Genomic DNA, 22,376 nt, shown 5'->3' with positions numbered 1-22,376 from the left:
TGAATCCCCCACCGTAATGTTGATGAAAATATTTATCACAATAAAAATATATTGTGAAAATTATCACCAATAATAGCGAAGCCGATCATACTTTTTTAAAATGGCTGGCATTGTTGTCGGGCTTTCCCGCACACTCATCGGCAGTCGTCGGTGCTTCAGGATCCTGTTATGTCTGACCATGAAAATTTACTGCTTAAGCTGCGCCAGGCGCTGTCAGGGTTTAGCCCCACACAGCGCAAACTCGGGGACTATGTGCTGAGCGACCCGGCGCGCGTGCTTTATCTCACTATCACCGAACTCGCCCGCGAGAGTGACACCAGTGAAGCCAGCGTGACGCGGCTCTGCCGCGCGCTCGGGTGCAAAGGCTATACCGAATTTAAAATGGCGCTGGCGCTGGATGTTCAGCGCGGGCAGACACCGCGCGCGCAGAGCGGCGATGCGCTGGACGCGCTGGTGGAGGAATCGGTGCAGGCGCTGCGTGATACCGCGCAACTGCTGGATCGCGCGGTGCTGGAACAGGCCGCACAGGCGCTGCATCAGGCGCGGTCGGTGCAGATTTACGGCGTCGCGGCGAGCGCTATTATTGGCGAATATTTGCATTACAAGCTGCTGCGCCTTGGCAAAGCGGCGCATCTGTTTAGCGATATGCACCGCGCATCGATGAACGCAACTACGCTTGGCGAAACCGATCTGGTGGTCGCCATTTCCAGCTCTGGCTCCACGCGCGACCTGCTGCATGCCGTGACGCTCGCGCGTAAGGCGGGCGCGCCGGTGCTTACGCTCAGTAATACGCCGCGCAGCCCGCTGGCATCACTAAGCAATATGCTGCTTGTCGCGGCCAAACCGGAAGGCCCGCTGAATGCGGGTGCGCTGAACGCGAAAGTGGGTGCGATGCTGCTGGTGGAACTATTAACAGCAGGGCTGATAGCGACGGATAGCCATTACCGTGAAATCAGCCAACAAACCGCCAGCGCCACGCTGCCGTTATTGCTGTAATAAAAAGCCGTTGCAAGATGCGAATAATCTGCAACGGCTTTTTTAAATCTACAATAATGTAACCAGACGTAATTTTCGTGGGATTTTTCGGTTTATTATCATTTCCTGCTAACTCAATAAAAGCACATAAATTCAATAAGATAAATATTTTTATTATAGAGAAAGGATTTTTCTCATCATTACGATGTCATAGAAAAATGCCTCATGCGACTTTCCTTAAAATAACCTTAATTTTCCTCTTTTTCCGCCTCATTGTTATTTAAACGCCGTTTACTTTTTTGCTCCTACAATCCGCCCAATTAACCCAGGTGGAATAACAGAAATGAAGACTTTATTAATAACGGGCGTAACGGGTTTTCTGGGCGGTGCAGTATTAGAAAAAATTCTTCAGCGCACCGAAAAGATCAATTTATTGCTGCTGGTGCGTGCGCAGAACAGCGAAGCCGGACTGGCGCGCGTGCTCAGCAATATGCGTAAGTTCAACCTCAGCGAGGCACAGCTTGCGATGCTGAACACCACGCAAGTTTTATGCGGTGATTTAGGCGAGCCGGAGAGTTTCCTGCACGATACCCGCCTTGATAGCGTCACGCATGTCATTAACTGCGCGGCCGTGGCGTCGTTTGGCAACAATCCGCTAATCTGGAAGGTGAATGTTGAAGGAACCCTGGCGTTCGCCCGCCGTATGGCTGAGGTGGCAGGTTTGCAGCGCTTTCTGCATGTGGGCACGGCGATGTCCTGTACGCCTGAGCCGCATTCACTGGTGCCTGAAAGCACCGAGTTTCGTGAAAACGCCGAGCACCTGGTGACCTATACGCATTCGAAATCGACGATTGAACAGCTGATGCGCCAGCACTGTCCGCAACTGCCGCTGGTGATCGCCCGCCCTTCTATCGTGGTTGGCCATACCCATCACGGCTGCCAGCCTTCCACCAGTATTTTCTGGGTCTTCAGCATGGGGCTGATGCTTCAGAAATTTATGTGCTCGCTGGAAGACCGCGTGGATGTGATCCCGGTAGATTATTGCGCCGCGGCGTTGCTGTTGCTGCTTGATAAAGATATCGCGCAAGGCGAAGTGGTGCATATTTCTGCCGGCGAAGAGAACAGCGTGCGTTTCGCTGACATTGATATCGCTATGGCGAAGGCCCAGGAAAAAGCGCCTATCGCGGATAACTATGCGCAGGTGAGTTATGAAACGTTAGTGAAAATGCGCCGTGAGCTGAAAACAATTTTCGGGCCGTGTAATGAGCGTCTGATGCTGAAAGCGATGCGTTTATATGGCGCGTTCGCCACGCTGAACGTGCGTTTCTCTAATGATAAGCTGCTGAAGCTCGGTATGCCGAAACCGCCGCGCTTTACCGACTATATTGCACGCTGTGTGCAGACCACGAACGGGTTGACCATTCCGCAGCAGATGGAAGTCGATTTTAAGTAAAAAAATGCCAGTCAATCGACTGGCATTTTCACAGAGAAAGGTCGGGCGATTATGCCTGGCCTTTGATCTCTTTACGGCCGTTGTACGGTGCTTTTTCGCCCAGCGCTTCTTCGATACGAATCAGCTGGTTGTATTTAGCAACGCGGTCAGAACGGCTCATGGAACCGGTTTTGATCTGGCCTGCCGCAGTACCTACCGCCAGGTCAGCGATGGTTGCGTCTTCGGTTTCGCCAGAACGGTGAGAGATGACAGCGGTGTAGCCAGCGTCTTTCGCCATTTTGATCGCAGCCAGAGTTTCGGTCAGAGAACCGATCTGGTTGAATTTGATCAGGATGGAGTTAGCGATGCCTTTCTCGATGCCTTCTTTCAGGATTTTGGTGTTGGTAACGAACAGGTCGTCGCCCACCAGCTGGATTTTGTCGCCCAGCACTTTGGTCTGGTATGCAAAACCGTCCCAGTCAGACTCGTCCAGACCGTCTTCGATGGAAACGATCGGGTACTGTTTGGTCAGGTCTTCCAGGAAGTGGGTGAACTCTTCAGAGGTGAACGCTTTGTTGCCTTCGCCCGCCAGAACGTATTTACCGTCTTTGTAGAATTCAGACGCTGCGCAGTCCATCGCCAGGGTGATGTCTTTGCCCAGTTCGTAACCCGCTGCTTTTACCGCTTCAGCGATAACAGCCAGAGCTTCGGCGTTAGAACCCAGGTTCGGCGCGTAGCCGCCTTCGTCACCCACAGCGGTGTTCATGCCTTTGCCTTTCAGAACTTTCGCCAGGTGATGGAAAACTTCAGAACCCATGCGGATGGCTTCTTTAACGCTGGAAGCGCCAACCGGCTGGATCATGAATTCCTGGATATCAACGTTGTTGTCAGCGTGTTCGCCGCCGTTGATGATGTTCATCATCGGAACCGGCATAGAGAATTTGCCCGGAGTGCCGTTCAGTTCAGCGATGTGCTCGTACAGCGGCATGCCTTTGGAAGCAGCAGCAGCTTTAGCGTTAGCCAGAGAAACGGCCAGAATGGCGTTTGCACCGAAGTTAGATTTGTTTTCAGTACCGTCCAGATCGATCATGATCTTGTCGATACCAGCCTGATCTTTAGCATCTTTGCCAACGATAGCCTGAGCGATCGGGCCGTTAACCGCGCCAACCGCTTTGGTTACGCCTTTGCCCAGGAAACGGGATTTGTCGCCATCGCGCAGTTCCAGCGCTTCGCGGGAACCAGTGGAAGCACCTGACGGGGCAGCAGCCATACCTACGAAACCGCCTTCCAGGTGAACTTCGGCTTCAACAGTCGGGTTACCACGGGAGTCGATGATTTCACGACCGATGACTTTAACGATTTTGGACATTAGATTTTCCTCAGTACAAGTTAAACTAAAACTCCAGACAAACAACGCGCGAAATCGTCGCGCGTTGCCGTTTTAACTCTGCTTACTTCGCCTGGCGTTTCTGGTACTCGCTGGCGGCTTTTACGAAGCCTGCAAACAGCGGATGCCCGTCGCGCGGTGTGGAAGTAAATTCCGGGTGGAACTGACAAGCGACAAACCACGGATGATTCGGCACTTCGATGATCTCGACCAACTGATCATCTCCGGAACGGCCCGCAACGCGCAGGCCAGCTGCTTCAATCGGTTTCAACAACATGTTGTTGACTTCATAACGGTGACGGTGACGTTCTGTAATCACTGGCTCGCCGTACAGCTTGCGCACCAGGCTGTCATCGGACAACTGGCACTGCTGCGCGCCCAGACGCATCGTCCCGCCAAGATCGCTCTTCTCACTACGCGTCTCGACATTACCGTTTTCATCACGCCACTCGGTGATGAGCGCCACGACAGGGTATTTACAGTCTGGCACAAATTCCGTGGAGTTGGCGTTCTCCATGCCCGCAACATTGCGTGCATATTCAATCATCGCAACCTGCATACCGAGGCAGATGCCGAGGTAAGGAATGTTGTTTTCACGGGCATAGCGCGCGGTGGCGATTTTGCCTTCCACGCCGCGATAACCGAAGCCGCCAGGGATAAGGATCGCATCCAGACCTTTCAGCAGTTCTTCGCCGCGGGTTTCTACGTCCTGCGAATCGATAAGCTTGATGTTGACGGTCACGCGGTTCTTCAGGCCACCGTGTTTCAGCGCCTCGATAACCGATTTATAGGCGTCCGGCAGTTCAATGTATTTGCCGACCATACCGATAGTGACTTCGCCCGCCGGATTCGCTTCTTCATAAATAACCTGTTCCCATTCAGACAGGTTAGCTTCCGGGCAGTTCAGGCTGAATCGTTTACAAATATAATCGTCCAGCCCCTGCGATTTCAACAGGCCCGGAATTTTATAAATGGAATCGACGTCTTTCAGAGAAATAACCGCTTTTTCCGGAACGTTACAGAACAAAGCGATTTTGGCGCGTTCGTTAGCCGGAACCGCGCGATCGGAACGGCAAATCAGCACATCCGGCTGAATACCGATAGACAGCAGTTCTTTAACGGAGTGCTGGGTCGGTTTGGTTTTCACCTCACCTGCCGCCGCCATGTATGGCACCAGCGTCAGGTGCATGAACATCGTGTGTTCGCGACCCACTTCAACCGCCATCTGACGAATGGCTTCAAGGAACGGCAGGGATTCGATATCGCCTACGGTGCCGCCGATTTCAACCAGCACGACGTCATGGCCTTCGCCGCCCGCCAGAATGCGTTCTTTGATAGCGTTGGTGATGTGCGGAATAACCTGAACGGTCGCGCCCAGATAGTCGCCACGGCGCTCTTTGCGCAGAACTTCAGAGTAGATACGGCCTGTCGTGAAGTTGTTGCGGCGCGTCATGCGGGTGCGGATAAAACGCTCGTAGTGCCCCAGGTCCAGATCGGTTTCAGCGCCGTCTTCAGTAACGAACACTTCCCCGTGCTGGATTGGACTCATGGTGCCAGGATCGACGTTGATATACGGATCCAGTTTCATGATGGTCACGTTGAGGCCACGGGCTTCAAGAATGGCTGCGAGGGAGGCTGCGGCAATGCCTTTACCCAGAGAGGAAACGACCCCGCCGGTCACAAAAATATAGTTCGTTGTCATGCTGAACCTGAGAAGTTAGGTTTAAAGACGATGGAATAACCAGGACGGGAAAGTAGTATACCCGAACAGGACGGGGGTCACAAACTTTCATTCTGCACGATCACCGGCTGGTCTCGCCAGACCCAAGCCGGAAGAAAATAGCCCTTTTCTCAGAAATGTTTTTGACGCAAATCAAGCGCTTGTTTGAAATAAGTGTTAACAACAGGCGCTTGACGTGAAAAAACGTTAACTATCAACTTCCTGGCGTTTAACCGTCTGCCAGGCCGCTTCCATTTGATCGAGGCTCGCCTGCTCCATTTCCAGACCCTGCGCGCGAATAATCGCCTCGACCTGGCGGAAACGGCGCTCAAACTTACGGTTGGCTTTTTGCAGCGCGGTCTCCGCTTTCGCCCCCAGATGGCGGGAAAGATTGACGGTCGCGAACAACAAATCGCCGATCTCTTCTTCGAGTTTCGCCTCGTCGATAACCGCCTGCTGCGCTTCGTGCATCACTTCGTCTATCTCTTCATGCACTTTGTCGACCACCGGCCCAAGCGACGTCCAGTCAAAGCCAACCGCTGAACAGCGCTTCTGGATTTTCTGCGCACGCATCAGTGCAGGCAGGCTTTCCGGAATATCGTCCAGCGCGGAATGCTGTGCTTTTTCAGCGCGCTCGGCGCTTTTGGTTTTCTCCCAGTTGGCCAGCACCTCGGCGCTGTTGCCGAAATCCGCGTCGCCAAAGATATGCGGATGGCGGCGCTCAAGCTTATCGCTGATGGCGGAGCAAATATCGTCGAAATTAAAACGCCCCTCTTCCTGCGCCATCTGGGCGTAAAACACCACCTGGAACAGCAGGTCACCCAGTTCGCCGCGCAGGTCGTCGAAATCCTCACGCGCAATGGCATCAAGCACTTCGTAGGTTTCTTCAAGGGTATATGGAGCGATGGTCGCGAAGGTTTGCTCTTTATCCCACGGGCAGCCGGTTTGCGGGTCGCGCAGACGCTTCATAATGCCGAGCAGGCGGTCGATTTGAGTCATGGAAAATCCTTATAAAACAGGCGTGGCGATATCGCCACGCGCCTCACGCAGGAGGAAAAATAAGAGGCGGCGACGCCGTTACCGACTGCGCCGCCGCGCGTCATCCGCCATGCAGGCGGCGCGCATCGATGACATCAGGCACCTGGTTGAGCTTACCCAGCACGCGCCCGAGAACCTGGAGGTTATAGATTTCGATTTCCATATCGATGGTCGCCAGCTGCTGACGGGTATCGCTGCGGCTGGTGACGCCAAGCACATTGACCTTTTCGTTAGCGAGGATCGTCGTGATATCGCGCAAAAGGCCGCTGCGGTCGTTCGCTGTTACGCGCACAATGAGCGAATAGCCTGCTGAATAGCTTTCGCCCCAGACGGCGTCAACGATACGCTCCGGCGCATGCGACTGAAGCTCCGCCAGCTGATCGCAGTCGGCGCGGTGGATGGAAATCCCGCGACCCTGGGTGATAAAGCCGACAATATCGTCGCCAGGGATCGGCTGGCAGCAGCGGGCAATATGGTGCATCAGATTACCCACGCCTTCGACGACGACGCGGCCATTATCCCGCGTGTTGCGCCCCTGCGGCGTATAGGTTTTTTGCTGCAACTGGCGCAGCGCTGCGGCGTCCTGCTCTTCCGCGCTGGGCTTGTTGAACTGCGCCTGGAGGAAATTCACCATCTGGTTAAGGCGAATATCGCCGCCGCCAATCGCCGCCAGTAGCTCATCGACTTCATTAAAGTTGTAGCGTGGCAGCAGGTGTTTCTCGGCCTCTTTCAGGCTGATACCGAGATGTGCCAGCTCGTCGTCGAGGATCTGGCGACCGGCGATGATGTTTTTATCGCGATCCTGTTTGCGGAACCAGGCGTGAATTTTCGCGCGCGCCCGGCTGGTGCCGACGTAGCCGAGGTTCGGGTTCAGCCAGTCGCGGCTTGGGTTTGGCTGCTTCTGGGTGATGATTTCAATCTGATCGCCCATTTGCAGCTGGTAAGTAAACGGCACGATCCTGCCGCCGATTTTCGCGCCGATGCACCGGTGCCCGACATCGCTGTGAATGTGATAGGCAAAATCAAGCGGCGTGGAGCCTGCGGGCAGATCGACGACATCGCCTTTCGGGGTAAACACGTAAACGCGGTCGTCAAACACCTGGCTGCGCAGTTCGTCGAGCATCTCGCCGGAATCGGCCATCTCTTCCTGCCAGGCGATGAGTTTACGCAGCCAGGCGATACGGTCTTCGTGACCGTTACGCACGCCGCTTGCCGCGCCTTCTTTGTACTTCCAGTGCGCCGCCACGCCGAGTTCAGCGTCTTCGTGCATCTGTTTGGTGCGGATCTGAATTTCCACGGTTTTACCACCAGGGCCAAGCACCACGGTATGAATGGACTGGTAGCCGTTGGGTTTCGGGTTGGCGACATAATCATCGAACTCATCCGGCAGATGGCGATAGTGCGTGTGAACTATCCCGAGCGCGGCGTAGCAGTCCTGAAGGCGTTCCGCGACAATGCGCACGGCGCGCACGTCGAAGAGTTCATCAAACGCCAGATGCTTTTTCTGCATCTTGCGCCAGATGCTGTAGATATGTTTCGGACGCCCGTAAACCTCTGCCTTAACGCCCTCTTCTTTCATGGCGGTGCGCAGATGCGTCACAAACTCGTCAATATAGTGCTCGCGGTCGATGCGCCGCTCATGCAGCAGCTTTGCGATGCGCTTGTATTCTTCGGGGTGCAGATAGCGGAAGCAGAAATCCTCCAGCTCCCACTTGAGCTGGCCGATGCCAAGACGGTTCGCCAGCGGCGCATAAATGTTGGTGCACTCTTTCGCCGCCAGTACGCGTTCATCTTCCGGCGCGTCTTTCACTTCGCGCAGGTGCGCGATGCGCTCCGCAAGTTTTATCACCACGCAGCGGAAATCATCGACCATCGCCAGCAGCATGCGGCGCACGTTATCTACCTGTTCAGAAGAGACAGAGTCGTGATGCGTGGCTTTAAGCTGGCGAATGGCGGCCATATCGCGCACGCCGTGGATTAATCCGACGACGGATTTACCCACGCTCTCTTTGAGCACCTCTTCGCTAACCACGCCGCCATCCACCAGAGGGAAAAGCAGCGCGGCGCGCAGCGTGTCGATATCCATACTGAGCGTGGTGAGGATTTCGACCATCTCCACACCGCGCCAGAGCAGAAGATCCGCCTGAGGATGGCCCTGAGTCTGCTGCTCGCAATAGCGCCAGGTTTCGGTTAAGCGTTCACACGACGGCTGACTGGCGATGCCGAGGCTCGCCACCCATTTTTCATGGTCAAATTCGCCAGCTTTATTAAGATGTGCACTTCTTACCGCAACCATCGTCCTCTCCTTTCGGGACAGCCTGCCCGCACCGCGCGGTGGCCTGACTACTTAATCTCTTTCAAATAACGCCATCGATTCCAGATGGCCAGTGTGTGGAAACATATCCAGCATCGCCAGCCGTACCGTGCGATAGCCCGCCGCGAGCAGCGTCTCACTGTCACGCATCAGCGTGGCAGGGTTACAGGAGACATAGACCACCCGACGCGGTTTTAATTTCACAATATGTTGCATCACGCCCGCCGCGCCCGCACGCGCGGGATCGAGCAGCACTTTGTCGAACCCTTGCTTCGCCCATGGTTGCCGGGTGACGTCTTCTTCCAGGTTATGCTGAAAGAAAGTGACGTTTTTCAAGGCGTTAAGCCCGGCATTATAGTCGCCTTTCTCCACCAGCGCCGCAACGCCCTCCACGCCCACCACACTTTCCGCGCGCCGGGCCAGCGGCAGCGTAAAGTTACCCATGCCGCAGAAGAGATCCAGCACCCGCTCGCCGGGCTGAATCTCCAGCCATTCCAGCGCGCGGGCCACCATCTGCTGATTTACAGCATCGTTGACCTGAATAAAATCGCGTGGGCTGAAGGTAAGCCGCAGGCCGTCGAATTCATACCACGGCATCTCGCCATTAAGGTGCTCAAGGGTATCGCTCTGTGGCGCAAGGTACAGCGCCACGCCTTCGGAATGCGAAAAGCATTCCAGTTTTTCGCGATCGGCGGCGCTTAGCGGCTTGAGATGACGCAAGACCATCAGCGGACCGCTAGTAACATCCACCAGTTCGACATGGCCAAGGTGACGAACGCCATCAAGGCTGCTCAGGCAGTCGCGAAGTTTCGGCAGCAACGCCTCAAGACGGGGCACAAGCACAGGGCAGCGATGCACATCCACCAGATCGTTTGAGCCCGCCTTGCGAAACCCCATCTGTAAGCCTGGTTTGCGCGGCGTGAAATTCAAGCTCAGACGCGCCCGGCGGCGGTAGCCCCACGCAGGCCCGCTGATGACCTCATCGACCTCGCGCTTCATCATGCGGCTCAGCGCCTGCGCCTTGCTGCGCTGCTGTAGCGCCACGCTGGCGTGCTGTTGCTGGCAGCCGCCGCATACGCCAAAATGCGGACACCGCGGCGTCTCGCGCTCGGGGCTTTCTGAAAGCCGCTTTTTAACATCGCCGCGGGCGAACTGTTTTTTGTCTTCGCTGATCACTACTTCCGCGCGCTCGCCTGGCAGTAGACCGGCGATGAACAACGCCTTGCCGTGGTGGCGCGCCACGCCCTGCCCGAAGGCATCGAGGCCGTCGGCCGTCACGGTTATGATTTCACGCGTCGTCACGCGTCGCTTTGCAGAGTAGAATTGCGCCATCGCCAGGAAATTTCTCACATAAACTGAATGTCGCTGATTGTCCCATAACGGAACCCCATGACCAACTACAGCCTGCGGGCGCGGATGATGATTCTTATCCTGGCGCCCACCTTTATCATCGGCCTGCTGCTCAGCGTTTTCTTCGTTGTGCACCGCTATCATGATTTGCAGCGTCAGCTGGAAGACGCCGGTGCCAGTATTATCGAGCCGCTGGCGGTCGCCAGCGAATATGGCATGAGCCTGCAAAATAAGGAGTCGGTGCGCCAGCTGGTCAGCGTACTGCATCGTCGGCATTCAGAAATTGTACGCGCCATTTCGGTTTACGATCGGCACAATAAGCTGTTTGTCACCTCCAATTATCAGCTTGACCCTTCCGAACTGCAGCTTACTGACGGCGCATCCATGCCGACCGGGCTTAGCGTGACGCGCCGCGACGACATGCTGATTTTGCGCACGCCCGTGGTTTCCGAGCGCTATTCACCTGATGAGTCTGAAATCTCTGAGGCCAAGCTCAGCACTAACCCGCTGGGCTATGTCGCGCTGGAGCTTGATTTGAAATCAGTGCGGCTGCAGCAGTACCAGGAGATTGCGATTTCGCTGCTGATGATGCTGATTTGCATGGCCTGCGCGGTGCTGTTCGCCTGGCGTCTGATGCGCGACGTCACCGCGCCTATCCGCAATATGGTTAATACCGTCGACCGCATTCGCCGCGGCCAGCTCGACAGCCGCGTGGAAGGCTTTATGCTGGGCGAGCTGGATATGCTGAAAAACGGCATCAACTCGATGGCGATGTCGCTTGCCGCTTATCATGAAGAGATGCAGCACAATATCGACCAGGCAACGTCTGATCTTCGTGAAACGCTGGAGCAGATGGAAATTCAGAACGTCGAGCTGGATCTGGCGAAAAAACGCGCCCAGGAAGCGGCGCGCATCAAGTCTGAATTCCTTGCCAATATGTCTCACGAGCTGCGCACGCCGCTGAACGGCGTGATTGGCTTTACCCGCCTGACGCTGAAAACTGACCTCACGCCCACCCAACGCGATCATCTTAATACCATCGAGCGCTCGGCGAATAACCTGCTCAGCATTATCAATGACGTGCTGGATTTCTCGAAGCTTGAGGCAGGGAAACTGCTGCTGGAGAGCATTCCGTTCCCGCTGCGCAGTACGCTGGATGAAGTGGTCACGCTGCTCGCGCACTCCGCGCATGATAAAGGGCTGGAACTGACCATCAGCGTGCGCCACGACGTACCGGACAATGTCATTGGCGACCCGCTGCGTCTCCAGCAGGTGATTACGAATCTGGTGGGCAACGCGATTAAATTTACCGACCACGGCAATATTGACATCGTGGTTGAGAAGCGCGCCATCAGTAACAACAAGGTGCAGATCGAGGTGCAAATCCGCGATACCGGCATCGGCATTCCGGAGCGCGATCAGTCGCGTCTGTTCCAGGCGTTTCGCCAGGCTGACGCCAGCATTTCACGCCGCCACGGCGGTACCGGGCTTGGGCTGGTGATAACCCAGAAGCTGGTGAACGAAATGGGCGGCGATATCTCCTTCCACAGCCAACCGCATCGCGGCTCGACGTTCTGGTTCCATATCAGCCTTGATCTCAACCCGAACGCGCTGGTGGACCGCCACGCCACCGATATGCTGGCGGGAATGCGTCTGGCGTATGTTGAGAAAAACGAAGCCGCAGCGAAAAGCACGCGCGATCTGCTGGCCAATACGCCGCTCACGGTCGTCTACAGCCCCGATCTGGCGTCACTGCCGCAGGCACATTACGACATTTTGCTGTACGCCGCGCCCGTCACGGATCGCGAGCCGCTGTCGATGCGCCACGATCAGCTGGCCCGCGCGGCGACGTTCACCGATTGCCTGATCCTCGCCCTGCCGTGCCACGCGCAGATAAACGCCGAAATGCTGAAAAAAGAGGGGGCCAGCGCCTGCCTGCTGAAACCAGTGACCGCCACGCGATTAATGCCGCTGTTGCTGGAGCACTGCCGGCTCATTCACGCCCGTGAGCTGCCGGAAGGCGATCAAAGCCGGATGCCGATGACGGTGATGGCCGTGGACGATAACCCGGCCAACCTGAAGCTTATCGGCGCGCTGCTTGAAGATATGGTTCAGCATGTGGTGCTGTGCGAAAGCGGGCATCAGGCGGTGGAGCGCGCCATGCTGCAGCCGTTCGACATTATTCTGATGGATATCCAGATGCCGGATATGGACGGCATTCACGCCTGCGAGCTTATCCGTAAACTGCCGCAACAGCAGCATACGCCGATTATCGCGGTCACGGCGCATGCCATGTCGGGGCAGAAGGAAAAGCTGCTCAGCGCCGGGATGAACGATTATCTGGCGAAGCCCATTGAAGAAGAGAAACTACGCGCCATGCTGCTGCGTTATCAGCCCGGCTACGCCGTGCCGGTTGTGGCAAGTGTACCCGCGATAGCGCCCCCCGCGGTGAAGGCTGACGCCACGCTCGACTGGAGTCTGGCCCTGCGACAGGCCGCCAATAAACCCGATCTGGCGCGCGATATGCTGCACATGCTGCTGGCGTTTTTACCGGAAGTTCGCAACCGCGTGGAAGAACAGCTGGTCGGTGAAAACCCGGAAGGGCTGACCGATCTTATCCATAAACTGCACGGGAGCTGCGGCTACAGCGGCGTGCCGCGTCTGAAAAACCTCTGTCAGTTGATTGAACAGCAGTTGCGCAGCGGCGTTCCCGCAAGCGACCTGGAGCCGGAGTTGCTGGAATTACTCGATGAAATGGATAACGTGGCGCGTGAAGCGCAGCGGATCTCCGGGATATAAACCGCGTCGGCGCACAAAGCGCCGACCGCGTGGTTTACTTAAGCAGCGCGCTCCACTGCTCGACCCAGGGGCTGGAAAGCGTTTCCGGCTCCGGATATTCCGCGGCGTCAATGTATAACACCTCGCCGACGCGCTGCGCCGCATGCTCCTGCAACAGCGCGTCAAATTTCTTGCCGCCGCCGCAAAAATGGCTGTAGCTGCTGTCGCCGAGCGCAATCAGGCCGTAACGCCGCGTCGGCTGATGACCGTGCTGATCTTTGATAGCCTGATAGAGCGGCACGATGCTGTCCGGCAGATCGCCCTGACCGGTCGTGGAAGTGACAATGAGCGCGTACCCATCGCCATAACGCTCCCAGTCGGTGATATCGGGATCTTCATATACCGTCGCGTCATGTCCCTGCTTTTTGAGGATCGCCTGTGCTTCTTCTGCCACCAGCAGTGAATTCCCGTACATCGTGCCGACAAAAATCCCTACGCTTGCCATCGCTTACTCTCCTTCTGGATTCAGACTGTCTTCATCGTGAGGGTTCACAGCGGGAAACTCAACCCCATCGGCAGCGGGGAGATGCGTCTGCCAGCCAAAATGCGCCAGCGCCTGACGCCAGACGTCATCCAGACCTGCGCGGATAGTGAGCGGCGCGCCGGTAAACGGGTGCGTCAGCGTCAGCTCGCTGGCGTGAAGCATCAAGCGGTTACAGCCGAAATGCTCGGCCGCCGCGCGGTTCTGGCGCAGATCGCCATGCTTTGAGTCACCGATAATCGGGTGGCGCAGATGCGCCATATGGCGGCGCAGCTGATGTTTACGGCCGGTCTGCGGCAGCATCTCCACCAGACTGTAGCGCACTGAATCATAACGCCCGACGGCGACCGGCTGCGAGGTGGTCGCAAGGCCGCGATAGTGCGTTACGGCTGGCTGCGGTTCTTTATCCTGCCGTGAGAATTTATCGGCGATTTTATCAAGCTCTTCCACCAGCGGATAATCCAGCACGGCGCTGTCGGTGAGCCAGCCGCGCACGATAGCGTGGTAGCGTTTCTGGATCTGATGCTGTTCAAACTGCTGCGCTAAAAGCCTTCCCGCCTCGCTGGAAAGGCCCATCAACAACACGCCGGATGTGGGCCTGTCGAGACGGTGAGCGGTAAAAACGTGCTGGCCTATCTGATCGCGAACCGTCTGCATGACGACGACCTTTTCGTCGCGATCGAGCCAGCTGCGGTGGACCAGCCAGCCGGACGGCTTATTGACCGCCACCAGCCATTCATCCTGATAAAGGATTTCGAGGCTCACGCGTCGTCACCGGCGAACAGCGCGTCCAGCTCAACCAGCGTCACCAGAACGGCGTCGCGCGCCGGATGGCTCGCTTCAAGCGCAACTTCATAATAAGGGGCAACGGCAAACGCCTGCGGCAGCGGCGCGCCGGCGTCCAGCAGCGCGTGCAGGCGTGGGATCAACACCCATTGCAGCCATTCGTAAGGCTCAAGCGTGTCCATGCAAAAAGGCTGCGTGCTTTCAAACGCGGAGGAATGCGGCGCGGCGCTTTGCCACTGCTGATGATGACGCAACACCTGCTCGACGCGCTGCAACTGCTGGCGAACCCGTTGATGGCGTTCCATAACAACCTCTGTGAATCAAAAAAACCGGGCGCGCAGCATACCATTTCCCGGCGGCAGAAAAAAAAGCATAAAAAAAGGGAGCACTGTGATAACACAGTGCTCCCGGTTCGTTTCGCAGCAGTCCGGCTACTTTTCGGTGCTCCCTGCTCGTCCGTGACAACTTTTCCTGCGGCCTTTCGACCTTACGTCCGTTTACGCGTCCTGCCTACATCGTCCTGATGTCACTGGTGCATCATCCTGATGCGTGTCCCTGGTCTTCCTGACCCACCGGTAATCCTGACCGGCTCACATTCTCCTTCCTGGAGGTGTCCCTCAGCGCTCCTGCGCCGTCCTTTCGCTTCATCCTGAAGCCTTCCCTGAATCGCCCTCCGGCGTGTCCTTTTTGAAGCGCCATCATCCTGATGTTCGCTTCAGCGCCACTCCGTGTCGGCAGGGATAGAATCTCGCAATCCGCCTGCACTTACAAGGCGGCTTACAGGTTCAATTTAAGATAAGTTTCATTCGTAAGCGAAGCGTGAGCACAAAGGCCTTTGAATTATAAGACTATTCATTTTTAGCTGACGTAAGAAAACCCTTACTCTGACGGCGATCTCTCACAGGGTTTGTGAGAGATCTCTTACACGGGTGCAGGCAAAAAAGGATTACACGAAGGGGGTAAGCTGGCTCAGAAATGTGCTGAGCGACGGTGCCAACACGCGGCGCTTGCGGGTGCCGAGCGTCTCCTGGACGACTTCACCGGTCAGGTTACACAGCGAAATCACATCCAGCTCGCTATCAAGCGTAGCAATAAAAATGGTCGGCGACAGCTTCAGGCGTTTTTGCGTCACCAGGTGGCCTATCAGGTTTTCCTGCACGCGGCGGAAATCGTCCTGGCTCCATGCCTGTAACAGCGTTAATGCTACGTCATCATACCGCGCGGCCATATCGCCAGCGTACTGGCTTGCGTAAAAGGCATGGGCGTCCGGCTGAATCACAATGTCGAGCGCCTTCTCAACCGCGCCGAGCGAATCTTCAGGCGTAAACGGCTGAGGTTCCCACTCTACCGCGTCCGGGTGGGTGGATACAATGCACGGGGAGGAAATACCGATATATTCTTCACTGACGGGCAGGCTGCCCCGCTGTTGCCGCCACGCTTCGCAGTAGCGCGCGCTGAATGCCGCCAGCGCCTGTTGGACTTCGTTTTGCACCAGATTCTCTCTTCAGGTCAGGTAAGATACACTGAACCCTGTATTGTACCTGTATTATCACGGTGACACATGACTTCTTATGAAAATCATCAGGCGCTTCACGGCCTGACGCTCGGCAAATCCACTGATTATCGCGACGTTTACGACGCCTCGCTGCTCCAGCCAGTTCCGCGCAGTTTAAACCGCGATCCGCTGGGCCTGCGCGCCGATGCCCTGCCCTTCCACGGCGCGGATATCTGGACGATGTACGAGCTATCATGGCTTAACCGCAACGGCCTGCCGCAGGTGGCGATAGGTCAGGTTGAGATTAACGCGACCAGCGTCAACCTGGTGGAATCGAAAAGCTTTAAGCTATATCTCAACAGCTTTAACCAGACGCAGTTTGAAAGCCTGGACGCGGTACGCGAGACGCTGGAGCGCGATTTACGCGCCTGCGCGCAGGGCGATGTCTCCGTCACGCTTCGCCGCCTTGATGAAGTGGAAGGCGAGCCGGTCGCCCGTCTTAGCGGCGACTGCATCGATAATCAGGATATTCACATCACCGATTATGAATTCGACGCCGCGCTGCTTTCCGGAGCCGCAGGTGAAGAGACGGTGGAAGAGACGCTGGTGAGCCACCTGCTCAAATCCAACTGTCTTATCACGCACCAGCCGGACTGGGGCTCCGTACAAATTCACTATCGCGGGCCGAAAATCTGCCGGGAAAAACTGCTGCGCTATCTGGTCTCTTTCCGCCATCACAACGAATTTCACGAGCAGTGTGTTGAGCGCATCTTTAACGACATCACGCGATTCTGCCAGCCGGAACAGCTCAGTGTGTATGCGCGCTACACCCGCCGCGGCGGTCTGGATATCAACCCGTGGCGCAGCAACGGCGACTTTACGCCAGCCACCGGGCGTCTGGCGCGTCAGTAATTGCTAAACATCCCGCAAATCCGTCATGAAGGCGGTGCGGGGTGGGTTGTTAAATGTCACATGGCGGGGCTATTGTAATCAGAGGGAGCGGCGTTTATCGCCCCGTAAGGAGCTTACTTGATTACACATATTAGCCCGCTGGGCTCGATGGATCTGCTGTCGCAGCTGGAAGTGGATATGCTTAAGCGCACCGCCAGCAGCGACCTGTATCAACTGTTTCGCAATTGTTCGCTTGCGGTTCTCAATTCCGGTAGCCAGACCGATAACAGCAAAGCGCTGCTGTCGCGCTTTGAAAATTTCGACATCAACGTGCTGCGCCGCGAGCGCGGCGTAAAGCTTGAGCTGATTAATCCGCCAGAAGAGGCGTTCGTCGACGGGCAGATTATTCGTTCGTTGCAGGCCAACCTCTTCGCGGTACTGCGCGACATTCTGTTCGTCAACGGGCAAATCCATAACGCCGGGCGCTTTCAGCATCTGAATCTGACTGACTCCATTCATATCACCAACCTGGTGTTTTCTATCCTGCGCAACGCGAAAGCGCTGCACGTGGGCGAGGCGCCGAATATGGTGGTCTGCTGGGGCGGCCACTCCATTAACGAAACCGAATATCTCTACGCCCGCCGCGTCGGCAACCAGTTGGGGCTGCGCGAGTTGAACATCTGCACCGGCTGCGGGCCGGGCGCGATGGAAGCGCCGATGAAAGGCGCGGCGGTCGGCCATGCCCAGCAGCGCTATAAAGAAGGGCGTTTTATCGGCATGACAGAGCCTTCTATCATCGCCGCAGAGCCGCCTAACCCGCTGGTGAACGAACTTATCATCATGCCGGATATCGAAAAACGCCTCGAAGCGTTCGTGCGTATCGCCCACGGGATCATCATCTTCCCGGGCGGCGTTGGTACGGCGGAAGAGCTGCTTTATCTGCTCGGTATTCTGATGAACCCACACAATGCGGATCAAGTGCTGCCCTTGATCCTGACCGGCCCGAAAGAGAGCGCCGATTACTTCCGCGTGCTGGACGACTTTATCGTCAACACGCTCGGCGAGAAGGCCCGCCGCCACTATCGCGTCATCATCGACGACCCGGCGGAAGTGGCGCGCGAAATGAAAAAAGCGATGCCGCTGGTGAAAGAGTGCCGCCGCGAAACGGGTGATGCGTACAGCTTTAACTGGGCGATTCGCATTTCGCCGGATCTCCAGGTGCCGTTCGAGCCGACCCACGAAAACATGGCTAACCTGAAGCTCTACCCCGATCAGCCGACGGAAATTCTGGCGGCCGACCTGCGCCGCGCCTTCTCTGGTATCGTCGCAGGTAACGTGAAAGAGGTGGGCATCCGCGCCATTGAGAAGTACGGACGCTATAAAATTCATGGGGATGCGCAGATGATGAAGCGCATGGACGATCTCCTGCAAGGGTTCGTTGCTCAGCACCGCATGAAACTGCCTGGTTCTGCCTATATTCCCTGCTACGAAATCTGTACCTGAAATCAGGCGGCCGCGAGGCCGCCTTTTTTATCATCTGAGACTTAACCAAAACGTTTGCGCTCTAAAAAACACCGCGCATAATCCCGGAAATTTCTGCGAAAGAATCCGGACGTGCTGTTTTTGCTGGTTTTTACAGAAAATTAATCATCATTTTCTTCCGCTCTATTTACCTCATCTGCCGTCAGTGTCAGGCTCTGCGCGCATTAATAACGGTGTCGCGCCCAAAGCCAGTGATATGATCTAAAAAACGCGTAATAAAAAAGTGGATTATTGCAATTGGGATCGGGATCACTGATAGATTCAGTGCGTGAATGTATCTTTCGCACCGCCAGAGATTTGGGGAAAAATTACAAAAAAATCCCGCTCTACAGGATTTCGTTTTACCGTTCGTCGCAAATTTATTGAATGTCACTTTAAAGTTCGTTTTTGCTTCCTCCAGGAGATACACAGATGGAAACGACTCAAACCGTCAATGTTGCTACAGCAGCCAAAAGCAGCGCGTGGCGAAAAACTGATACCATGTGGATGCTTGGCCTGTACGGCACCGCGATTGGCGCAGGGGTGCTTTTCCTGCCGATCAACGCCGGTGTTGGTGGCCTGATTCCCCTGATTATCATGGCAATTCTTGCATTCCCGATGACCTTCTTCGCACACCGCGCGCTGACCCGCTTCGTGCTGTCCGGTAAAAACCCGGGTGAAGACATCACCGAAGTGGTCGAAGAACATTTCGGCGTTGGTGCAGGTAAAGTCATCACTCTGCTCTATTTCTTCGCGATTTACCCTATCCTGCTGATGTACAGCGTAGCGATCACTAACACGGTTGATAGCTTCATTACGCACCAGCTGGGGCTGGCGTCTCCGCCGCGCGCGATCCTTTCTCTGATTCTGATTGTCGGCATGATGACTATCGTGCGTTTCGGCGAGCAGATGATCGTGAAAGCGATGAGCGTACTGGTGTTCCCGTTCGTTGCTGTCCTGATGCTGATGGCCTGCTTCCTGATCCCGAACTGGAGTGGTGCAGCGCTGGAAACTCTCTCTTTCAGCCATGCTTCTACCGGTAATGGCCTGCTGATGACCCTGTGGCTGGCTATCCCGGTAATGGTGTTTTCCTTTAACCACTCGCCCATCATCTCCGCTTTCGCCGTGGCGAAACGTGAAGAGTACGGCGCTGAAGCTGAGAAAAAATGCTCCCGCATTCTGGCGTACGCGCACATCATGATGGTCGTTACCGTGATGTTCTTCGTATTCAGCTGTGTACTGAGCCTCTCCCCGGAAAACCTGGCGGAAGCGAAAGCACAGAACATCACCATCCTGTCTTACCTGGCTAACCACTTCAATGTGCCGGTTATCGCCTGGGTAGGTCCGGTTATCGCAATCATCGCCATCACCAAATCGTTCCTGGGCCACTATCTGGGCGCACGTGAAGGCTTCAACGGCATGGTGATTAAATCGCTGCGCAGCCGTGGCAAAACCATCGAAGTAAACAAACTGAACCGCATCACCGCGCTGTTCATGCTGATCACCACCTGGATCGTAGCGACCCTGAACCCGAGCATTCTCGGCATGATCGAAACGCTGGGCGGCCCGATTATCGCGATGATCCTGTTCCTGATGCCGATGTACGCCATTGCGAGAGTCCCGGCGATGCGCAAATACAGCGGCCACATCAGCAACGTATTTGTGACCATCATGGGTCTTATCGCCATCTCCGCGATTTTCTACTCACTCTTCAGCTAATGTTTTGTCCGCGCCGCCGCCCGGCGGCGCGAGCCCTCCCCCGTTATTTATTCGATGGTACACATCATGATCAGCGTTTTTGATATTTTCAAAATCGGTATTGGTCCTTCCAGCTCCCATACCGTAGGGCCAATGAAAGCGGGCAAACAGTTCACCGACGACCTTGTCGCGCAGAACCTGCTGTATAAGACGACGAAAGTGGTGGTGGATGTGTATGGCTCCCTGTCGCTGACCGGCAAAGGCCACCATACCGATATCGCCATTATTATGGGCCTTGCCGGCAACCTGCCGGACACCGTAGACATCGACGCCATTCCCGGTTTCATTCAGGACGTAAATACCCACAGCCGTCTGATGCTGGCGAACGGCGCGCACGAAGTGGCGTTCCCGGTAGATCAGTGCATGAATTTTCATGCCGATAACCTGCCGCTGCATGAAAACGGCATGCGTATTACCGCGCTTGCGGGCGACGATGTTGTCTACAGCCAGACGTATTACTCGATTGGCGGCGGCTTTATTGTTGACGAAGCCCACTTCGGCCAGACGCAATCGTCCGCAATCGACGTACCGTATCCGTATAACACCGCCGCAGATCTTCAGCGCCACTGCCGTGAAACCGGCCTGTCGCTCTCCGGCCTGATGATGAAAAACGAGCTGGCGCTGCACAGCAAAGAAGAACTCGAAGCCCATTTCTCTCAGGTGTGGGACGTGATGCGCGCAGGTATTGAGCGCGGCACTACCACCGAAGGCGTTCTGCCCGGCAAACTGCGCGTCCCGCGTCGCGCCGCCGCGCTGCGTCGCATGCTTGTCAGCCACGACAAGAACGACGCCGATCCGATGAACGTCGTGGACTGGATCAACATGTTCGCGCTGGCAGTCAATGAAGAAAATGCCGCAGGCGGTCGCGTGGTCACCGCACCGACCAACGGCGCGTGCGGTATCGTGCCGGCGGTACTGGCGTACTACGACAAATTCATTCGTGAAGTAAACGCTAACTCACTGGCGCGCTACCTGCTGGTGGCGAGCGCGATTGGCTCACTTTATAAGATGAATGCGTCTATCTCGGGTGCCGAAGTTGGCTGTCAGGGCGAAGTGGGCGTCGCCTGCTCAATGGCGGCGGCGGGCCTTGCGGAACTGCTCGGCGGCAGCCCGGCGCAGGTCTGCATCGCAGCGGAAATCGCCATGGAGCACAACCTGGGGCTGACCTGCGACCCGGTGGCAGGACAGGTACAGGTGCCATGCATCGAGCGTAACGCCATCGCCTCAGTGAAGGCCGTCAATGCCGCGCGCATGGCGCTGCGCCGCACCAGCGAGCCGCGCGTCTGCCTCGATAAAGTCATCGAAACCATGTTCGAGACTGGCAAGGATATGAACGCACGCTATCGTGAAACCTCACGCGGCGGACTGGCAGTTAAAGTGGTCGCCTGCGATTAACCCCCTCCTCACCGCCCTGTTCGCAGGGCGTTTTTTTGCGCGTTATCTTCCTGAATCCACACGGCTTAATGGTGAGCATCCGGCAAAAATGTTACGGTAACGGCCTGTCATTTTCGTAAGGGGTGCCGCCATGCCCGTTCATTTGCTGATAGTCGATGCGCTAAACCTGATCCGCCGGATACATGCGGTGCAGGGCACGCCGTGCGTGGATACCTGTCTGCACGCGCTGGAGCAACTGATTGGTAACAGTCAGCCGACACACGCCGTCGCGGTGTTTGACGATGAAGCCCGCGCGCAGGGCTGGCGTCACCAGCTTCTGCCCGATTACAAAGCCGGACGCCCGCCAATGCCGGACGATTTGCATCAGGAGATGCCCGCGCTTCGCGACGCTTTTACCCGCCGCGGCGTGCCCTGCTGGCATGTGGAAGGCAACGAGGCTGACGATCTCGCCGCGACGCTCGCAGTGAAAGTGGCGGCAGCGGGCCATGAGGCAACCATCGTGTCGACCGATAAAGGCTATTGCCAGCTCTTACGTCCGGAAATTCGCATCCGCGACTATTTCCAGAAACGCTGGCTGGACGCGCCGTTTATCGAGAGTGAATTTGGCGTGTCGCCAGGCCAGCTGGCGGATTTCTGGGGGCTTGCGGGGATCAGTAGCTCGAAAATACCGGGGGTTGCGGGGATTGGCCCGAAAAGCGCCACGCAGCTGATTAATGACTTTGGCACGCTCGAAGCGCTCTACGAGCAGCTTGACGACGTGCCGGAGAAGTGGCGTAAAAAGCTCGAAGCGCACCGTGAGAGCGCCTTTGTTTGCCGCGCGGTGGCGACATTGAAAACGGATTTACAACTCGACGGGAATTTGCAGCAGCTGCGGTTGCATGGATGATTTTGGGGCGCTTCCAGTAAAAAGGCGGGTGCGCTCACGCTTACCCGCCCTACATTAATTATTCAACCGTATATCCCGTAGGGTGAGTAAGCGCAGCGCACCCGCCATA

Annotated in this window: 17 protein-coding genes; 8 read left to right on the top strand and 9 right to left on the bottom strand. The window is 56.2% G+C overall.

All coding sequences use genetic code 11. The features are described from left to right. The first annotated feature begins 168 nt into the window (after positions 1-168). A complete protein-coding gene (locus tag G9X48_RS15655) occupies positions 169-996 on the top strand; it encodes a MurR/RpiR family transcriptional regulator (RefSeq protein WP_105629599.1) in 828 nt (275 codons plus the stop codon). A 322-nt stretch (positions 997-1,318) separates the two neighbouring features. Continuing rightward, the gene (locus G9X48_RS15650; protein ID WP_007894504.1) at positions 1,319-2,428 is read left to right on the top strand and encodes an SDR family oxidoreductase; all 1,110 of its coding nucleotides are present in this window, start codon (positions 1,319-1,321) and stop codon (positions 2,426-2,428) included. A 49-nt stretch (positions 2,429-2,477) separates the two neighbouring features. On the opposite strand, the gene eno is transcribed toward G9X48_RS15650, so the two are convergent. The 5 genes from eno to rlmD all read right to left on the bottom strand — a co-directional run bounded on the left by eno (position 2,478) and on the right by rlmD (position 10,198). Continuing rightward, on the bottom strand, positions 2,478-3,776 hold the full coding sequence (gene eno, locus G9X48_RS15645; RefSeq protein WP_004386867.1) for a phosphopyruvate hydratase: 1,299 nt from the start codon (positions 3,774-3,776) through the stop codon (positions 2,478-2,480). A gap of 82 nt (positions 3,777-3,858) precedes the next feature. Further along, positions 3,859-5,496: a CTP synthase (glutamine hydrolyzing) gene (gene pyrG, locus G9X48_RS15640; protein ID WP_004386866.1), complete on the bottom strand. Its 1,638-nt coding sequence runs from the start codon at positions 5,494-5,496 to the stop codon at positions 3,859-3,861. 225 nt (positions 5,497-5,721) lie between these two features. After that, positions 5,722-6,513 (bottom strand): nucleoside triphosphate pyrophosphohydrolase, encoded by a 792-nt coding sequence (gene mazG / locus G9X48_RS15635; RefSeq protein WP_097641943.1) that lies wholly within the window; start codon positions 6,511-6,513, stop codon positions 5,722-5,724. Between the two features lie 100 nt (positions 6,514-6,613). Beyond that, positions 6,614-8,848, bottom strand: coding sequence for a GTP diphosphokinase (gene relA / locus G9X48_RS15630; RefSeq protein ID WP_004386865.1), 2,235 nt, complete (start codon positions 8,846-8,848; stop codon positions 6,614-6,616). A gap of 51 nt (positions 8,849-8,899) precedes the next feature. After that, complete coding sequence (gene rlmD / locus G9X48_RS15625; protein ID WP_063265359.1) at positions 8,900-10,198, bottom strand: 23S rRNA (uracil(1939)-C(5))-methyltransferase RlmD; 1,299 nt, start codon at positions 10,196-10,198, stop codon at positions 8,900-8,902. Between the two features lie 57 nt (positions 10,199-10,255). Between rlmD and barA the strand changes: the two genes are divergently transcribed. Beyond that, positions 10,256-13,015, top strand: a complete 2,760-nt coding sequence (barA, locus tag G9X48_RS15620) for a two-component sensor histidine kinase BarA (protein WP_097641942.1) — start codon at positions 10,256-10,258, stop codon at positions 13,013-13,015. Between the two features lie 34 nt (positions 13,016-13,049). Here barA and G9X48_RS15615 read toward each other — a convergent pair whose 3' ends face one another. The 4 genes from G9X48_RS15615 to syd form a co-directional block, all read right to left on the bottom strand. Next, on the bottom strand, positions 13,050-13,499 hold the full coding sequence (locus tag G9X48_RS15615) for a flavodoxin (protein ID WP_007777778.1): 450 nt from the start codon (positions 13,497-13,499) through the stop codon (positions 13,050-13,052). Between the two features lie 3 nt (positions 13,500-13,502). Continuing rightward, a complete protein-coding gene (gene truC, locus G9X48_RS15610) occupies positions 13,503-14,300 on the bottom strand; it encodes a tRNA pseudouridine(65) synthase TruC (RefSeq protein ID WP_097564015.1) in 798 nt (265 codons plus the stop codon). After that, positions 14,297-14,626: a YqcC family protein gene (locus G9X48_RS15605; protein ID WP_004388159.1), complete on the bottom strand. Its 330-nt coding sequence runs from the start codon at positions 14,624-14,626 to the stop codon at positions 14,297-14,299. The genes truC and G9X48_RS15605 overlap by 4 nt, the downstream gene beginning before the upstream one ends. Positions 14,627-15,267: 641 nt before the next feature. Beyond that, positions 15,268-15,813: a SecY-interacting protein gene (gene syd / locus G9X48_RS15600; protein ID WP_097641941.1), complete on the bottom strand. Its 546-nt coding sequence runs from the start codon at positions 15,811-15,813 to the stop codon at positions 15,268-15,270. Positions 15,814-15,882: 69 nt separating this feature from the next. Between syd and queF the strand changes: the two genes are divergently transcribed. From queF to xni, 5 genes are all read left to right on the top strand, one after another. Beyond that, positions 15,883-16,728, top strand: coding sequence for an NADPH-dependent 7-cyano-7-deazaguanine reductase QueF (gene queF, locus G9X48_RS15595; RefSeq protein ID WP_097564017.1), 846 nt, complete (start codon positions 15,883-15,885; stop codon positions 16,726-16,728). Between the two features lie 117 nt (positions 16,729-16,845). After that, positions 16,846-18,210, top strand: a complete 1,365-nt coding sequence (gene ppnN, locus G9X48_RS15590) for a nucleotide 5'-monophosphate nucleosidase PpnN (protein ID WP_004388155.1) — start codon at positions 16,846-16,848, stop codon at positions 18,208-18,210. A 450-nt stretch (positions 18,211-18,660) separates the two neighbouring features. Continuing rightward, positions 18,661-19,947 (top strand): HAAAP family serine/threonine permease, encoded by a 1,287-nt coding sequence (locus G9X48_RS15585; RefSeq protein WP_004388154.1) that lies wholly within the window; start codon positions 18,661-18,663, stop codon positions 19,945-19,947. 66 nt (positions 19,948-20,013) lie between these two features. After that, the gene (locus G9X48_RS15580) at positions 20,014-21,381 is read left to right on the top strand and encodes an L-serine ammonia-lyase (protein ID WP_097641939.1); all 1,368 of its coding nucleotides are present in this window, start codon (positions 20,014-20,016) and stop codon (positions 21,379-21,381) included. 130 nt (positions 21,382-21,511) lie between these two features. Then, positions 21,512-22,267 (top strand): flap endonuclease Xni, encoded by a 756-nt coding sequence (xni, locus tag G9X48_RS15575; protein ID WP_097641938.1) that lies wholly within the window; start codon positions 21,512-21,514, stop codon positions 22,265-22,267. The last annotated feature ends 109 nt before the right edge of the window (positions 22,268-22,376 follow it).

This window comes from Cronobacter sp. HA18006 (genome assembly GCF_011605445.1).
Classification (GTDB): Bacteria; Pseudomonadota; Gammaproteobacteria; order Enterobacterales; family Enterobacteriaceae; genus Cronobacter; species Cronobacter sakazakii.
Note: the sequence above shows the minus strand (reverse complement) of the source record. Positions and strands in the feature narration are given on the sequence as shown.

Excerpts from the sequence above, each read along its gene's own strand:
- G9X48_RS15655 (WP_105629599.1), top strand. The coding sequence starts at position 169 with ATGTCTGACCATGAAAATTTACTGCTTAAGCTGCGCCAGGCGCTGTCA.
- G9X48_RS15650 (WP_007894504.1), top strand. The coding sequence starts at position 1,319 with ATGAAGACTTTATTAATAACGGGCGTAACGGGTTTTCTGGGCGGTGCA.
- eno (WP_004386867.1), bottom strand. The coding sequence starts at position 3,776 with ATGTCCAAAATCGTTAAAGTCATCGGTCGTGAAATCATCGACTCCCGT.
- pyrG (WP_004386866.1), bottom strand. The coding sequence starts at position 5,496 with ATGACAACGAACTATATTTTTGTGACCGGCGGGGTCGTTTCCTCTCTG.
- mazG (WP_097641943.1), bottom strand. The coding sequence starts at position 6,513 with ATGACTCAAATCGACCGCCTGCTCGGCATTATGAAGCGTCTGCGCGAC.
- relA (WP_004386865.1), bottom strand. The coding sequence starts at position 8,848 with ATGGTTGCGGTAAGAAGTGCACATCTTAATAAAGCTGGCGAATTTGAC.
- rlmD (WP_063265359.1), bottom strand. The coding sequence starts at position 10,198 with ATGGCGCAATTCTACTCTGCAAAGCGACGCGTGACGACGCGTGAAATC.
- barA (WP_097641942.1), top strand. The coding sequence starts at position 10,256 with ATGACCAACTACAGCCTGCGGGCGCGGATGATGATTCTTATCCTGGCG.
- G9X48_RS15615 (WP_007777778.1), bottom strand. The coding sequence starts at position 13,499 with ATGGCAAGCGTAGGGATTTTTGTCGGCACGATGTACGGGAATTCACTG.
- G9X48_RS15605 (WP_004388159.1), bottom strand. The coding sequence starts at position 14,626 with ATGGAACGCCATCAACGGGTTCGCCAGCAGTTGCAGCGCGTCGAGCAG.
- queF (WP_097564017.1), top strand. The coding sequence starts at position 15,883 with ATGACTTCTTATGAAAATCATCAGGCGCTTCACGGCCTGACGCTCGGC.
- G9X48_RS15585 (WP_004388154.1), top strand. The coding sequence starts at position 18,661 with ATGGAAACGACTCAAACCGTCAATGTTGCTACAGCAGCCAAAAGCAGC.
- G9X48_RS15580 (WP_097641939.1), top strand. The coding sequence starts at position 20,014 with ATGATCAGCGTTTTTGATATTTTCAAAATCGGTATTGGTCCTTCCAGC.
- xni (WP_097641938.1), top strand. The coding sequence starts at position 21,512 with ATGCCCGTTCATTTGCTGATAGTCGATGCGCTAAACCTGATCCGCCGG.